The sequence below is a fragment of the Kocuria rosea subsp. polaris genome, from assembly GCF_001483755.1.
GTDB classification, from domain to species: domain Bacteria; phylum Actinomycetota; class Actinomycetes; order Actinomycetales; family Micrococcaceae; genus Kocuria; species Kocuria cellulosilytica.
Genome location: NZ_LQBK01000021.1, coordinates 1 through 13,355, shown reverse-complemented (window position 1 = coordinate 13,355; position 13,355 = coordinate 1). Strand labels below are relative to the sequence as shown.

The window sequence follows — 13,355 nt, the reverse complement described above, 5'->3', positions numbered from 1 at the left end:
GGGGCCGGGGGTCTAGGCGCAGTCCAGCGCGGTGCGCAGGGCCTCGAGATTGGTGCGCATGACCTGCTGGTAGTCGGCGTCTCCGTCGACCTGGCCCTCCACCGGGTCCAGCACCGCCGTCTCGATCCCGTGCTCGGCCGCGAGGGTCTCGGCGACCTTCGGGTTGACCGTGGACTCCGAGAACACCGTGGTGACGCCCTCGGCCTCGACGACCTCGCCGATCTCGGCCAGGCGGGCCGGGGAGGGCTCGGTGTCGGGCTCGAACCCGGCCACGGACACCTGCTCGAGGTCGTACTTGTCGGCCAGGTAGCCGTAGGCGTCGTGGGAGACCACGATGGTGTCCCGCTCGCAGGTGGCCAGGCCCTCGGTGAACTCCTGGTCCAGGGCGTCCAGCTCCGTGGTCAGCTGCTCGGCGTTGGACTCGTAGGCCGCCGCGTTGTCCGGGTCGACCGCGGCCAGCTCGTGGGCGACCTCCGTGGCCACCGCGGCCAGCCGCTCGGGGTCCAGCCAGAAGTGCGGGTCCTCTCCCGCGTGGCCGTGCCAGTCGTCGCCGGCGCCCTCCTCGGCAGGGGCGTCGTCGCCGTGGGCCTCTCCGCCGTGGGACGACCCGGCCCCCTCGTGCTCCTCGGCCGAGTGCGCCTCCTCGCCCTCCACGCCGGCATGCACCGCGTCGAGGACGTGCTCGGGGGCGGCCTGGGCCACGGCGTCGTCGACCGCCGGCTGGAACCCGGAGAGGAACACCACCGCGTCCGCGGTGCGCAGTCCGTCGACGGCGGCCGGGGACAGCTCCAGGTCGTGCGGCTCGGCCCCGGCGGGGGTCAGCGACTCCACCTGCACGTGGTCCCCGCCGACGCGCTCGGTGACGTACTGCAGCGGGTAGAAGGAGGCCTGCACGTCCAGCGTCCCGCCCGAGCCCCCGGCCGTGGCAGCGGGATCAGCCGAGCCGGTGGCGCAGGAGGACAGCGCGAGAGCGGCGATCAGGGACAACGGGACGGCGAGGCCGCGCGAGAGGTTCATGAGAACAATTCTCAGACAAATCGAGAATCGTTGTCAAAACGCTCCGGGCCGGCCGGCTCAGGAGCCGCGTCGGCAGGTGTCGCAGATGCCGTGGAGCTCGATCTCGTGGGAGACCTCCGAGAACCCGTGCCGTCGGGCGGTCCGGGCGGCCCACCGCTCGACCGACGTCTCGGCGACCTCCACGGTGTGCCCGCAGCGGCGGCACACCAGGTGGTGGTGGTGCTCGGTGCGCACGCACCGGCGGTACCTGCTCTCGCCGCCCTCGGTGGCGAGCACGTCCACCTCCCCGTTCTCGGCGAGGGCGTTGAGGTTGCGGTAGACGGTGGCGAGGGAGACGGGCTCCCCCTCCTCCCCCAGCATCGCGTGGATCTGCTGGGCGGAGCGGAACTCCGGGGTCCGCGCGAGCAGCTCGGCCAGGGCGGAGCGCTGCCGGGTGGTCCGGGACATGGTCATGCTCCTCGAAGTTGCAGGTCGTCCTCGGCGTCGTGCAAACGGTCCGCGCCGTGGGCACCGTGGCGCCGGGTGCCGCCCACGAGGGGGCGGACGAGCAGGGTGAGCACGTAGCAGGCGATGGCCAGCACCACGATCGTCGCCCCGGGGGACAACGGGTAGAAGTAGGTGACGGACAGGCCGGTCACGCAGACCCCGACCCCCACGGCCATGGCCACCCCCATGGTGCCGGCGAAGGACCGGGTGACCAGCTGGGCGACGGCCACCGGGACGATCATCACGGCCGAGACCAGGAGGACGCCGACCACGCGCATCGACACGGAGACGGTCAGAGCGGCCATGACGGCCACCAGGATGTTCAGGAACCGCACCGGCAGCCCGGTGGCGAGGGCGAACTCCTCGTCGTGGCACAGGGAGAACAGGGCCGGGCGCAGGCCGAGCCCCACACCGAGGACCACCGCCGCCAGCCCGGCGGTGAGCCACACGTCCAGGGGCGTGACGGTGGCGATGGACCCGAAGAGGTACCCGGTGAGATTGGCCGAGGTGCCGCCGGCGATCCCGATCAGCAGGACGCCGCCGGCGATGCCGCCGTAGAACAGCAGGGCCAGGGCCACGTCCCCGCTGGTGCGCCCCTTGGTGCGCATCACCTCGATGAGCACCGCGCCGACGACGGCCGCGACGACCGCCCCGGGAACGGCCAGCGCGTCGCGCGAGGTCAGCCCGGCCGCGGAGCCGGCCAGCCAGCCCATGGCCACGCCGGTCAGGGCCACGTGGCCGATGCCGTCACCGAGCAGGGCCAGGCGCCGCTGCACGAGGTAGGTGCCGATCACCGGCGCGGAGATCCCCACCAGGGCGGCGATCAGCAGACCGCGCTGCATCAGTGGACTGGCCAGCATGGCGGTGAGGGTGTCGATCATGGTCACTGCGGCTTTCCGTGGAGGTCGGGAGCTGCCGGGACGGCGGCGGGCGCATCCCCGTGGGGGTGCAGGTGCTCGTGGTCGGGGGCGTCGTGGCCCGGAGCCGGCAGCGGGGGGCTGCCATCGTGCACGATGCGCCCGTGGCGCAGCACCACGGCGCGGTCCAGCAGGGGGGCCAGTTCGCCCAGCTCGTGCAGCACGACCAGCAGCGTGGTGCCACCGGCCTGGAGCTGCGCCAGGATGCGGGCGATGGCCTCCTTGGAGACCTGGTCCACCCCGGAGAGGGGCTCGTCCAGCAGCAGCAGCCGGGGCTGCCGCACCAGGGCCCGGGCGATCAGCACCCGCTGCTGCTGACCGCCGGAGAAGATGGCCACGCTCTCGCGGGCCCGGTCGGCCAGCCCGACCTGCTCAAGGGCGTCGAGGCACACGCGCCGGGCGCCGGCGCCCGGGCGCAGCCGGCGGTGCCCCGTCAGCCCCGAGGCGACGACCTCGAGCGCGGTGGCCGGCACCCCGGCGCCGACGCCGACGCGCTGGGGGACGTACCCGACGCGCGACCACGGCACGTGCCGGCGCGCGCCGGTGACGTCGGCGCCGAACAGCCGGGCCTCGCCGGAGGCGACGGGCACGATGCCGAGCAGAGCCTTGAGCAGGGTCGACTTCCCGGATCCGTTGCCGCCCATCAGGGCCACGGCCTCGCCGTCGGCCACGGTCAGGTCCACCCCGCGCAGCACGGGAGCGGCGCCGAGGACCACCGTGAGGTCCTCGGTGCGGATCGCCGCGCGGTCCTCCGGGGCGGCGACCGGCGGGGCGGAGGAAATTTTCATGAGACCCATTCTCAATCCAATGAGAACGGTGGTCAATTCGGCGTGCGGAGCGAGGTCGGGCTCGGCAGGGCGAACAGCCTGTCGCCGATGGAGGCGGGGGCACGGCCCCGTCACCCCGCTCCGGCCCGTGACGCGGGATCTTCACAGAATCTTCAACGACGGGGACTTCAATCCACCGAATCAGCAGTCTACTGTCGATTGCACGGTGGACCGGTTCCGGCCGGTCCGCGCCACGGCAGAACGGACGAAGGAGCGAGACCATGACGCATGTGACCTCGATGCTGGAGACCTACCCGAAGGAGCTGGGGAACATCGACCGGCAGAAGCTGGCCGGGTGCATCGCCGCCTGCTTCGAGTGTGCCCAGACCTGCACCGCCTGCGCCGACGCCTGCCTGGCCGAGGACAAGGTCGCGGAGCTGACCACCTGCATCCGCAAGAACCTCGACTGCGCCGACGTCTGCGCCTCCACCGGCAACGTGCTCTCGCGTCAGACCGGCAACAACGTGGAGGTCACCCGGGCGGCGCTGGAGGCGTGCCGCGCCGCGTGCAAGGCCTGCGGCGACGAGTGCGAGCAGCACGCGAGCATGCACGAGCACTGCAAGGTCTGCGCCGAGGCCTGCCGCCGTTGCGAGCAGGCCTGTGCCGACCTTCTCGCCGCACTGGGCTGAGCACGGTCGAGCACCTGACCGACGGCCGGAGCGGCTGCCGCTCCGGCCGTCGCGGTGACCACCGGGCCGACACGCCTCGACCGGTGGGAGGTCGCCGCCCGACAGGGTGATCTCCCCGCCGCCCGGTGACAGACTGCGAGGTGACGGCGGACGGAGGAGACCCTCATGTATTCCGGGATCGTGGCGATGGCCCTGGTGGCACTGTCCCTCGTCGTCCTTCTCTACGCACTTCACCGCGCTGCCACTGTCGCGGCCGCCCCGCTGACGGCGCTGCCCGCTCAGTCCGGGTGGATGCCCCAGGAGCACGCGCTGTCCCGGTTCCACGCCCGCTGGTACCTCGCCTCGATCGTGTTCCTGGCCTTCGACGTCGAGATGCTCTTCATGTATCCGTGGGCGGTGGTGGTGATCGAGAAGGGGATCTCCGCGGTGGTGGAGATGTTCCTGTTCCTCGGAGCCCTGCTCGTCGCCGTGGCCTGGGCCTGGCGGGAAGGAGCCTTCCGATGGGCCTGAACGAACTCCTCGCCCGCTTCGCGGTCCGGGCCGCGCAGGTCCTCGTCGTCGAGGTCCCGGGGCACTGGGACGCGCGCATGGAGCTGGAGCAGCAGATGCTCCGCCGCGGGTGGCGGCTGGCCTGGGCACCAGCGGACGCGGACGTTCTCGCGGTGTGTGGCACGCCCGGTCCCGAGCTCTCGGAGCTCGCGGACCGGCTCTGGGAGCAGATGCCCGGTCCTCGGGTCCGCGCCGACATCACCTCGCCGGGAGGGGTGGGACCAGCCCTCGACGACGCCGCAGCGCTGCTGCTCGACACCCCGCACCACCGGGCGGACGCCCGCGAGCGGCCGCAGGAGCCCGAGATCCCCGACGACGTGGATCATGGGGGCCACGGGGGCATGGACCACGGCGAGATGGACCACGGCGAGATGGACCACGGCGAGATGGACCACGGCGAGATGGACCACGGCGGTCATGACGGCATGGACCACGGCGAGATGGACATGGCCCCGGGGGGAATCCCCCTGGCCGAGGGCGGAGAGGACCGTGACGGGCTGGAGATGGACGTGCTCCGTCTGCCGCTCGGTCCCGTGCTGCCGTTCTGGCCGGCCGGGCTCGTGCTGCGCTGCACCCTGCAGGGGGATGTCGTGGTGGAGGCCGAGGCCTCCGTGGTCGACGGCCGGAACAACACCCAGGACGACGGCGCCGCAGCGGCCGGGCCGCACCCCGGTCCCGCACCTGCTGCGGTGGTGGGGTGCGACCAGGTCATGGCGCTGCTGGCCCTGGCCGGGGCCGAGGACGCGGCGGCCTGCGCCCGGCGCACCCGGGACGCCCTCCTGCACGGCGATCGGGGCGCCGCCCGGGACGCCGTCGAGCGGCTGCACCGGACGGTGCGGAGATCGCGGCTGCTCCACTGGTCGCTGCGGAGCGTGCTCCCGCTCGGCCCGCCCGCTCTGGAGCGCCACGAGCTGCCGCGGCACTGCCTCGGGGACGCCCACGACCGGCTGCTGTCCCGGGTGGAACGGATCCGGGCCGAGGCCGGTGGCGCGGAGCCGGCCGCAGTGGCGCAACCGGCCCGGGAGGACGACGGCGCGGTGCCGTGGGCGGTGCTGCCGGACCTGGTGACCGGGCTGGAGCTGGCCTCCGTCCGGCTGGCCGTGGCGAGCCTGGACCTCGAGCCGCATCCTGCCGTCCAGGCGGTGGGGCATGGCTGAGAGCGTGGTGACGACCGTCCCCGGCGGATGGGCCGTGCTGGCGGGGATCCTCCTGTGCGGCCTGGCCTTCTTCGCCGTGGCCCTGGACGCGGCGCTCTCGGCCCGCGCCCAGGGCACCGGCGGCGGGTGGGGCGCGCCGGTGAGCCGCGCGGCGCGGCTGCTGCGGCAGCGGCGCCGGACCACCGTGGCCGCGGACACCTTGCTGTGGCGGGTCGGCGGGGCGGGCATGCTGGTCGGGGCGTTCCTGATGATCGCGGTGCTCCCGCTGGACCGGTGGACGCTGGCGGACCTGGACGTCGGCGTCGTGTGGTTCAACACCGTGGACGTCATGGTCTGGGCGCTGGTCTGGCTGGCCGGCTGGGGCGCGAACTCCGCCCACGGCCTGGTGGGCGGCTACCGTTTCCTGGCGCACGGGCTGGCCTACGAGCTGCCCCTGATGTTCGCGTTGGTGGCCCCGGCGATCGCCGCCGGCAGCCTGGCCGTGGGGGACGTCGCGGCCGCGCAGGACGGACTGTGGTTCGTGGTCTGGATGCCGGTCGCCTTCCTCGTCTTCCTCATCGGCGTGACGGGCTTCTCCGTGTGGGGGCCCTTCGCCCCGGCACTGGCCGCCGACATCGGCGGCGGCGTGCTGGCCGAGCTCTCGGGGGTCGACCGCCTCGTGCTGCAGGCCGGGCGCTACCTGTTCCTGACCGCCGGCGCCGCCTTCTCGGTGCCGCTCTTCCTCGGCGGTGGCGCCGGGCCGGTCCTGCCCGGCTGGGCGTGGGTCCTGGTGAAGACCACCCTGGTGCTGGCGGTGCTCGTGTGGCTGCGGCGGAAGCTCCCGCTGCTGCGCCCGGACCGGTTCATGGAGATCGGGTGGATGGTCCTGCTCCCGGCCGCCGTGCTCCAGGACCTGGTCGTGTCCCTCGTCGTCGTCTGGAAGGGCTGAGCCGTGCTGGTCGGAATCGTGTTCTGGGTGCTCGCCGTGGTGGCCGTGGCCGCGGGGGCGCTCGTGTTCGTGGTGGACTCCATGGCCCGGGCCACCTACGCCCTGGCACTGTCCTTCATCGCCGTGGGCGTGCAGATCCTGCTACTGGGCCAGAGCTACCTCGGGATCATCACGATCCTCATGATGGTGATGGAGATGGCGGTGATGGCCGTCTACATGGTGATGTTCATGGGCATGAACCCCGCACTGATGCCCATGGACATGACCCACGGGAAGAAGACCGCGATCGGCGCCTCGGCCGGGGTCTTCGTGCTGCTGGCCGCCGGTGCCCTGCTGATCCCGTGGCCGCAGCGGCGCGGCGCCCCGCCCGAGGACCTCACGCACGCACTGGGCCTGGAGATCATGGGCGAGAAGATGCTGGTGATGGCCGTGGTGGGGCCGGTGATGGTGGCGACCATCGTGGCCGGGGTGGTCCTGGCCGCCCACCGCACCCGCTACGACCGGTTCGGTGACGACCTGCGCCGCCGCCCGGCGGACGACCCCCAGCCGGGCGGTGTGGGCCGATGACCCTGGAAGCCGTGCTGGTCGTGGCCGCCGCGCTGTTCGCGGTGGGGCTCTACGGCGCCCTGTCCCAACAGGTGGTGGTGATGGTGATGATGGGCCTGGAGCTGATGATCAACGGGGTGCTCCTGGCCGCGGCGGGGTTCTGGTGGTTCCTCGCCCCGGACCCCTCCGGGCAGGTGCTGCTGCTGGTGGTCCTGGCGGCCATGACCGTGGAGATGGCCATGGGCTTCGCCGTGGCCACGCTGCTGCACCGCCGGCGGCAGACCGACATGACCGACATGGCCGAGGAGCTCGCCCGATGACCGCGGCCCAGGCCGTGCTGCCGGCCGTGCTGCTGCTCCCGGCCACCGTGGGGGCAGTGCTCGCCCTCACCCGGGCGGAGCGGGCCGCGGCCCCGGTCGCGGTGCTCACCGCCGCGGTGACCACGGTGCTCGCCGCCGTCGCCGCCCTGGCCCGGCCAGCCCTGTCCGTCCCGTTCGTGGCCGGCGCCGAGTTCGCGCTGGAGGTCGACGCCCTCGCGGCGCTGACCCTCCCGATGGTCGCGGGGGTGACGCTGCTGGTCCTGGTCTTCGCGGCCGGCAGCATCCGGGCGGCACGGCCGCGCTTCCACGGGCTGATGCTGGTCTTCGCCGCCGCCGCCCTGGCCACGGTCACGGCCGCGAGCCTGCCGGCGCTGCTGTTCGCGTGGGAGCTGATGGGCGCGACCTCCTACGCCCTGATCGGGTTCTGGTGGCGGGACGCCGATCGCGTCTCGGCCGGGCTCACGGCCTTCGTCACGACCCGCACCGCGGACCTGGGGCTCTACGTCGCCGCCGGCGCCGCCCTGGCCGGCGGCGCCGGAATGGCCCTGTCCGCCCTGCCGGGCGCCGAGAGCCCGTGGCGGCACGTGATCGCGGCCGGGATCCTGGTGGCGGCGCTGGGCAAGGCGGCGCAGCTGCCGTTCTCGTTCTGGCTCTCCGGGGCGATGAAGGGTCCCAGCCCGGTGAGCGCACTGCTGCACTCGGCGGCCATGGTGGCCATGGGCGGCTACCTGCTGCTGCGCGTGGAGCCGCTGCTGGCCTCCACCGGGTGGGCGGGCCCGGCCGCCGCGTGGGCCGGGGTGGTCACCGCGGTGCTGATGGGGATCGTGGCACTGGCCCAGCGGGAGCTCAAGCAGCTGCTGGCGGCGTCCACGGTGGCGCAGCTGGGCTTCGTGGTGCTGGCCGCCGGGGTGGGCGCGGTCAGCGGCGGCGCGGCGCACCTGGTGGCCCACGCCTCCACCAAGGCCCTGCTGTTCCTGGCCGCCGGGGCGTGGCTGACGGCGCTGGGCACCGAGGAGCTCACGGCGCTGCGCGGGGCCGGCCGCCGGTGGCGGGTGGTGGGCATGACCGCCACCGTGGGGGCGCTGGCCCTGGCCGGGATCGCCCCGCTGTCCCTGTGGGCCACCAAGGACGCGGTGCTGGCCGGGGCCCTCGAGGTCTCGGGCCTGCTCTACGCCGCGGGGCTCGTGGCGGCGGCCCTGTCCGCCGCCTACGCGGGGAAGGTCCTGTGGACCGTCTGGCGCCGCGGTGCCCGCGCCGAGGCGGAGCCCGGCGGCACTGGGCGCGTGGGCGCGCTGGAGCAGGCCCCGCTGGTCGTGCTCGCGGCCGGGGCGGCCGTGCTGGGGGCCCTGGCCCTGCCCCCGGTCAGCCGGACGCTCGCCGGGGCCCTGGGCGGGCACGGTGCGGTGGCGCCCGCCGAGCTGCTCGTCTCGGCCGCTCTCGCCCTGGTGGTCCTGCTGCTGATGCTGCGCCTGCGCGCCCCCGAGCCGGGCTGGGCCGTGCGGTGGCTGGGGCTGGAGGCCGCCGCGCACGCCGTCGTCGTCCGCCCCGCGCTGGGCCTGGCGCACGCGCTGGCCCGGTTCGACGACCGCGTCCTGGACCGTGCCGTGACCGCCGCAGCCGGCGCCGTCCCGGGACTGGCCCGGGCCGCGGCCCGGTTCGACGACCGGGTCCTCGACGCGGGGGTCGACGTCACCGCGCACGCCGCCTCCGCGGCCGGCCGGGGCGCGGCCCGCATCGACGACGACGTCGTGGACGGCGCCGTCGAGGGCTTCGCCGGCCGGGTCCGCCGGCTCGGGCAGCTGGCCCGGGCCCCGCAGACCGGGGCCGTCCACCAGTACTTCCTCCAGGCCGTCGCGGTGCTCGCCGTCGGCGTCATGGCCTGGTCCGTCTACGCCGTGTTGGGATGAGCATGCTGAGCCTGATCGTCTTCCTGCCCCTGCTGGCCGCCGCCGTCCTGGCTGTGGTCCCCGCGATCGGGCCCGCGGCCGCCCGATGGACGTGGGTGGCGGTGAGCGTCGTGGAGCTGCTGCTGGTGGGCGTGCTGTGGGCCGGCTACGAGGACCCGGGGCCCAACGGGCTGGCGTTCGAGGAGCAGGTCCCGTGGATCCCCGGCGTCAGCAGCAGCTACCACGTGGGCGTGGACGGGCTCTCCCTGCCGCTGCTGGCCATGACGGCCGTGGTGTTCCTGGCCTGCGCCGTCCACGCCCTGCGGGACGCGGACCGCCCGCGCGTGCAGGCGGCGCTGTTCCTGTTCCTGCAGGGTGTGAGCCTCGGGGTGTTCGTGGCGGCCGACCTCATCCTGTTCTTCGTCTTCTTCGACCTGTCCATCGTGGGCATGTACTTCGTGATCGCCGGATGGGGCCACGGCAACGCGGCCCGGTCGGCGCTGAAGTTCTTCCTCTACACCTTCCTGGGCTCCCTGGCCCTGCTGCTGGGCTTCATCGGGCTCTACGTGGCGGCGGCGCCGCACACCTTCGACATCCCCGAGCTCGTCGCGGCGGCGCCCCTGGCGGGCGACCCGCTCACCGGCGGGCTGGTGCTCGCGGCGATCCTGGTGGGCCTGGCCGTGAAGACCCCCACCGTGCCGTTCCACACCTGGCTCCCCCCGGCGCACACCGACGCCCCGGCCACCGGCTCGGCCGTGCTGGCGGGCGTGCTGCTGAAGATGGGCACCTACGGGTTCGTGCGCATCGCCATGCCGATCCTGCCGGAGGCGTGGCGGGCGTGGGCCTGGGTGATCGTGGCCGTCGGCGTCGTCTCGGTGCTCTACGGGGCGTTCGTGGCTCTGGCCCAGACGGACCTCAAGCGGATGATCGCCTACACCTCCGTTAACCACATGGGCTACATCGTCCTGGCCCTGGGCGCGGCCGGGCTCCTCGCCGAGGACGCCGCCCAGGCCCGTTCCGTGGCGGTCACCGGCGCGGTGGTGCAGATGGTCAGCCACGGGCTGATCACGGCCGCCCTGTTCCTGCTCGCCGGGGTGATGCAGGACCGGGCCGGCACCTACGACATGGGCTCCTACGGCGGGCTGGCCGCTCCCGCCCCGCGCTACGCGGCGCTGTTCGCGGTGGGGGCCTTCGCCTCCCTGGGCCTGCCCGGGTTCTCCGGGTTCATCGCCGAGTTCCAGATCTTCGCCGGCAGCGTGGCGGTCGCCCCGGTCACCGCGGTGGCCCTGCTGGGCATCCTGGTCACCGCCGCGCTGTTCCTGCGGGCGCTGCAGCGGGTCTTCACCGGCCCCGCGGCCGGGCACACCCCCGGGTTCGAGGACCTCCGGGCGCCGGAGCTGTGGTCCGCCGGCCCCCTGCTGGCGCTGTCCCTGCTCATCGGCGTGCTGCCCCGGGTGCTGCTCGAGGTGATCGAGCCGGCCTCGGCCGCCCTCGTGAGCCTGGTGGGACGGTAGCCGGTGGAGGCCTCGATGCAGATGCGCCCCGAGCTGCTGCTGCCCGAGATCGTCGTCTTCCTCGGCGCGCTGGTGGTGCTGCTGGGCGGATCCTTCCTGCCCCGCGACCGGCAGTGGATCGCCCGCGCCGCGGCGGCCCTGGCCCTGCTGGGCGCCGCGCTCCTGGCCGCCCTCGCCATGGCCGGTCCCGCGCAGAGCGCCTTCAGCGGCACCTTCGCCGTGGACACCGCCACCGGGGCCGCCCGGGTGATCGCCGCCCTGACCACTCTGCTGATCCTGGGCGTGGCCTCCGGGGAGATCGCCGGGTCCCCGCGGGAGTCGGACACGTGTGCGCTGCTGCTCCTCACCACCACCGGGGTGATGGTCCTGGCCGGGGCCACCGACCTGCTCGTGCTGGTCGTGGGGTTCCTGCTGGCCAGCATTCCCCTGTACGGGATCGTCGGCCTCACGGGCGGCCGCGCCGGGGCGGAGGCCGCCATGAAGACCTACCTCATGGGGGCGCTGTCCGGGATCCTGCTCATGCTCGGGGTCACCGTGCTCTACGCCCTGGCCGGCGGCACCGACTACGCCCTGCTCCAGGAGGAGCTGCCCGCCGCCCCGGCAGCGGCCGTGGGCGCGGGCGTGCTGGGCGTGCTCGCCGGACTGCTCTTCAAGGCCGGCGGGGTGCCCTTCCACTTCTGGGTGCCCGACGCCGCCCAGGGCACCGGGGCCACCGCCGCCACGTTCCTCACCACCGTGCCCAAGGTGGGGGCGCTGGTGGCCGTGTACCGGCTCGTGGCCGCGGTCTCCGCCGGGGACGGCTCCTGGCTGCTCGTCGCGGCGCTGCTCGCCACGGCCTCGATGCTCCTGGGCAACCTCGCGGCCTACTGGCAGACCGACCCCCGCCGGCTGCTGGGCTGGTCCACGGTGGCCCAGGTCGGGTTCCTGCTCGTGCCCGTGGCCGCGGCCGGGCGCAGCGACCTGGCCCTGCCCTCGCTGCTGTTCTACCTCGCCGCCTACGCCGTCACCAACGTCGCCGCGTTCGCCGTGACCGCCGCGCTGCCCGGGCACCGGGAGCTGGCCGCCTACCGGGGCCTGGCCCGTTCCCGCCCGGGCCTGGGGCTGGCGCTGCTCGTGGCGCTGCTGGGACTGGTGGGGACCCCGCCGCTGGCCGTGTTCGTCGGCAAGCTCACCACCGCCACCGCGGCCTGGGACGGCGGGCACGGCTGGTTGGCCCTGGTGGTGGTGCTCAACAGCGTGCTCAGCCTCTTCTACTACCTGCGCTGGTTCGCTCCCGTCTTCGCCCGCCCGGACCAGGACGCCGCGGGGTTCCCCCGCCGCGGAGGGGCGGCCGCCTGGCCGGCCGTCACCGCCGGGGCCGCCGCGATCGCGAGCCTGGTGCTGGGCGTCCTGGCCGGCGCCCTGTGGGCGGCCCTCGACGGCCCCCTGCTCATGTAGGTGCGGCGACCTCCGCGCCCCGGACCGCCCGTGCGCAAGACCGAGACGGCGAACTCAGGCCCGGGTGTTCTGGCCGTGCTCGGCCGCATAGGCGGCGAAGACCTCACCGGGGTGCTCCCCGGTGCCCACGAAGTCGTCCTTGATCTCGGACCCGAGCTGGTCCAGGGCCGAGGACAGCCGCTGGGCGCTCAGCCGCACCGCCGGCTCGGGCCGGGCCATGGCCGCATCGCGCATCCGCAGCGCATACGGCAGCTGGCGGGCCAGGGACAGGTCGGGGTTGCTCTCCTGGAAGTAGAAGCCTTCGGTGTGCTGGGTGAAGTCCACGGAGATCTTCGTGAGATCCGCCTGCAGGGAGTCCAGGACCCGGGAGGCGATGGCCGGCTCGACCTCCCCGATCGTCTCGGCACAGTCGGCGTCGGCCAGGCCCTTGAGGTCCAGGGCCAGCGCCCGGCGCCGCATCAGGGGAGGATAGATCTGCGTGAACCACGTCAGTGCCGCAGTCAGCAGCGCGAACCCGGTCAGGGCCTCGAACGGGGAAGCGACCCGGATCCACGAGTCGGTGGCCACCACGTCCCCGTAGCCCAGCGTCGACAGCGTCACCACGGAGACGTAGACGGCCTCGACCGCGTCCGGGTAGGCGGCCGCGTCGATGCCGGAGGAGTACATGAACCCGCCCGGGATGTGCGGGTAGTAGATCAGCGCCCACCCCGCTGCTTGCAGCACCACCCAGAGGAGCACCACAGCCACCATCGCCGCCGGCCCCACGGCGGAGCCGGCCCGGTGACCGATGGCCTTCGAGACCTTCCACACCGCGGAGAGCATCAGCCGGCTCAGACGTCCTTGACCGCTGGGGTGCAGCAGGGTGTGGAACATGTCCATCAGCCCGGCCACGATGACCACGATCCCCAGAGATGTCAGCAGTACGTCCATGATCGACCTCCGTCGTTGGTTCTTGCTCTTCCGGTCCCCGGGTCCCGGGGCGGCTCACCGGTCCTCAGTGCTGCTCGTGCTCGCCCTGCCGCGCGTCATCGTCGGAGCGGTGCCGCACGGTGAACCACTGCGCCACGACGATGACCAGAGCCACCACGGCGGTGACCCCCAGGGTGAACGGGTCCGACTGGGCCTTCAGCAGCACGAACGGC

14 protein-coding genes are annotated in these 13,355 nt (G+C 73.8%); 9 read left to right on the top strand and 5 right to left on the bottom strand.

What is annotated here, in order from left to right:
- Window positions 1–12 precede the first annotated feature (12 nt).
- From AVL61_RS10120 to AVL61_RS10105, 4 genes are read right to left on the bottom strand one after another with little or no spacing between them, the layout of a single operon-like run.
- The gene (locus AVL61_RS10120; RefSeq protein WP_058874212.1) at window positions 13–1,017 is read right to left on the bottom strand and encodes a metal ABC transporter substrate-binding protein; all 1,005 of its coding nucleotides are present in this window, start codon (window positions 1,015–1,017) and stop codon (window positions 13–15) included.
- A 57-nt stretch (window positions 1,018–1,074) separates the two neighbouring features.
- The gene (locus AVL61_RS10115; RefSeq protein ID WP_058874211.1) at window positions 1,075–1,464 is read right to left on the bottom strand and encodes a Fur family transcriptional regulator; all 390 of its coding nucleotides are present in this window, start codon (window positions 1,462–1,464) and stop codon (window positions 1,075–1,077) included.
- A 2-nt stretch (window positions 1,465–1,466) separates the two neighbouring features.
- A complete protein-coding gene (locus AVL61_RS10110; RefSeq protein WP_082697070.1) occupies window positions 1,467–2,390 on the bottom strand; it encodes a metal ABC transporter permease in 924 nt (307 codons plus the stop codon).
- Complete coding sequence (locus tag AVL61_RS10105; RefSeq protein ID WP_058874210.1) at window positions 2,387–3,208, bottom strand: metal ABC transporter ATP-binding protein; 822 nt, start codon at window positions 3,206–3,208, stop codon at window positions 2,387–2,389. The genes AVL61_RS10110 and AVL61_RS10105 overlap by 4 nt, the downstream gene beginning before the upstream one ends.
- A 260-nt stretch (window positions 3,209–3,468) precedes the next feature.
- Here AVL61_RS10105 and AVL61_RS10100 point away from each other — a divergent pair, with 260 nt between their 5' ends.
- From AVL61_RS10100 to AVL61_RS10060, 9 genes are all read left to right on the top strand, one after another.
- Window positions 3,469–3,876 carry a four-helix bundle copper-binding protein gene (locus AVL61_RS10100; protein WP_058874209.1) on the top strand — a complete coding sequence of 136 codons (408 nt, stop codon included), beginning with the start codon at window positions 3,469–3,471 and terminating at the stop codon, window positions 3,874–3,876.
- A gap of 165 nt (window positions 3,877–4,041) precedes the next feature.
- Entirely contained in the window at window positions 4,042–4,386 is a 345-nt protein-coding gene (locus tag AVL61_RS10095; protein ID WP_058874208.1) for an NADH-quinone oxidoreductase subunit A, read from the top strand.
- Window positions 4,377–5,582 carry a hypothetical protein gene (locus AVL61_RS18425; protein ID WP_231738366.1) on the top strand — a complete coding sequence of 402 codons (1,206 nt, stop codon included), beginning with the start codon at window positions 4,377–4,379 and terminating at the stop codon, window positions 5,580–5,582. Before AVL61_RS10095 ends, AVL61_RS18425 begins: the two co-directional genes overlap by 10 nt.
- Complete coding sequence (locus AVL61_RS10085) at window positions 5,575–6,510, top strand: complex I subunit 1 family protein (protein WP_058874207.1); 936 nt, start codon at window positions 5,575–5,577, stop codon at window positions 6,508–6,510. Before AVL61_RS18425 ends, AVL61_RS10085 begins: the two co-directional genes overlap by 8 nt.
- A gap of 3 nt (window positions 6,511–6,513) precedes the next feature.
- Window positions 6,514–7,077 (top strand): NADH-quinone oxidoreductase subunit J, encoded by a 564-nt coding sequence (locus tag AVL61_RS10080; RefSeq protein ID WP_058874206.1) that lies wholly within the window; start codon window positions 6,514–6,516, stop codon window positions 7,075–7,077.
- Window positions 7,074–7,376 carry an NADH-quinone oxidoreductase subunit NuoK gene (locus tag AVL61_RS10075; RefSeq protein ID WP_058874205.1) on the top strand — a complete coding sequence of 101 codons (303 nt, stop codon included), beginning with the start codon at window positions 7,074–7,076 and terminating at the stop codon, window positions 7,374–7,376. The genes AVL61_RS10080 and AVL61_RS10075 overlap by 4 nt, the downstream gene beginning before the upstream one ends.
- Window positions 7,373–9,283: a proton-conducting transporter transmembrane domain-containing protein gene (locus AVL61_RS10070; RefSeq protein ID WP_058874204.1), complete on the top strand. Its 1,911-nt coding sequence runs from the start codon at window positions 7,373–7,375 to the stop codon at window positions 9,281–9,283. The genes AVL61_RS10075 and AVL61_RS10070 overlap by 4 nt, the downstream gene beginning before the upstream one ends.
- A gap of 2 nt (window positions 9,284–9,285) precedes the next feature.
- A complete protein-coding gene (locus tag AVL61_RS10065; RefSeq protein ID WP_058874203.1) occupies window positions 9,286–10,776 on the top strand; it encodes a complex I subunit 4 family protein in 1,491 nt (496 codons plus the stop codon).
- Window positions 10,777–10,791: 15 nt separating this feature from the next.
- Window positions 10,792–12,213, top strand: coding sequence for an NADH-quinone oxidoreductase subunit N (locus AVL61_RS10060; protein ID WP_197412682.1), 1,422 nt, complete (start codon window positions 10,792–10,794; stop codon window positions 12,211–12,213).
- Between the two features lie 54 nt (window positions 12,214–12,267).
- On the opposite strand, the gene AVL61_RS10055 is transcribed toward AVL61_RS10060, so the two are convergent.
- Window positions 12,268–13,143 (bottom strand): potassium channel family protein, encoded by an 876-nt coding sequence (locus AVL61_RS10055; RefSeq protein ID WP_058874202.1) that lies wholly within the window; start codon window positions 13,141–13,143, stop codon window positions 12,268–12,270.
- Between the last annotated feature and the right edge of the window lie 212 nt (window positions 13,144–13,355).

Coding starts and splice junctions, on each gene's coding strand:
- AVL61_RS10055 (WP_058874202.1), bottom strand. CDS start 13,143: ATGGACGTACTGCTGACATCTCTGGGGATCGTGGTCATCGTGGCCGGG.
- AVL61_RS10095 (WP_058874208.1), top strand. CDS start 4,042: ATGTATTCCGGGATCGTGGCGATGGCCCTGGTGGCACTGTCCCTCGTC.
- AVL61_RS10115 (WP_058874211.1), bottom strand. CDS start 1,464: ATGTCCCGGACCACCCGGCAGCGCTCCGCCCTGGCCGAGCTGCTCGCG.
- AVL61_RS10100 (WP_058874209.1), top strand. CDS start 3,469: ATGACGCATGTGACCTCGATGCTGGAGACCTACCCGAAGGAGCTGGGG.
- AVL61_RS10105 (WP_058874210.1), bottom strand. CDS start 3,208: ATGAAAATTTCCTCCGCCCCGCCGGTCGCCGCCCCGGAGGACCGCGCG.
- AVL61_RS10065 (WP_058874203.1), top strand. CDS start 9,286: ATGCTGAGCCTGATCGTCTTCCTGCCCCTGCTGGCCGCCGCCGTCCTG.
- AVL61_RS10120 (WP_058874212.1), bottom strand. CDS start 1,017: ATGAACCTCTCGCGCGGCCTCGCCGTCCCGTTGTCCCTGATCGCCGCT.
- AVL61_RS18425 (WP_231738366.1), top strand. CDS start 4,377: ATGGGCCTGAACGAACTCCTCGCCCGCTTCGCGGTCCGGGCCGCGCAG.
- AVL61_RS10070 (WP_058874204.1), top strand. CDS start 7,373: ATGACCGCGGCCCAGGCCGTGCTGCCGGCCGTGCTGCTGCTCCCGGCC.
- AVL61_RS10060 (WP_197412682.1), top strand. CDS start 10,792: ATGCAGATGCGCCCCGAGCTGCTGCTGCCCGAGATCGTCGTCTTCCTC.
- AVL61_RS10085 (WP_058874207.1), top strand. CDS start 5,575: ATGGCTGAGAGCGTGGTGACGACCGTCCCCGGCGGATGGGCCGTGCTG.
- AVL61_RS10075 (WP_058874205.1), top strand. CDS start 7,074: ATGACCCTGGAAGCCGTGCTGGTCGTGGCCGCCGCGCTGTTCGCGGTG.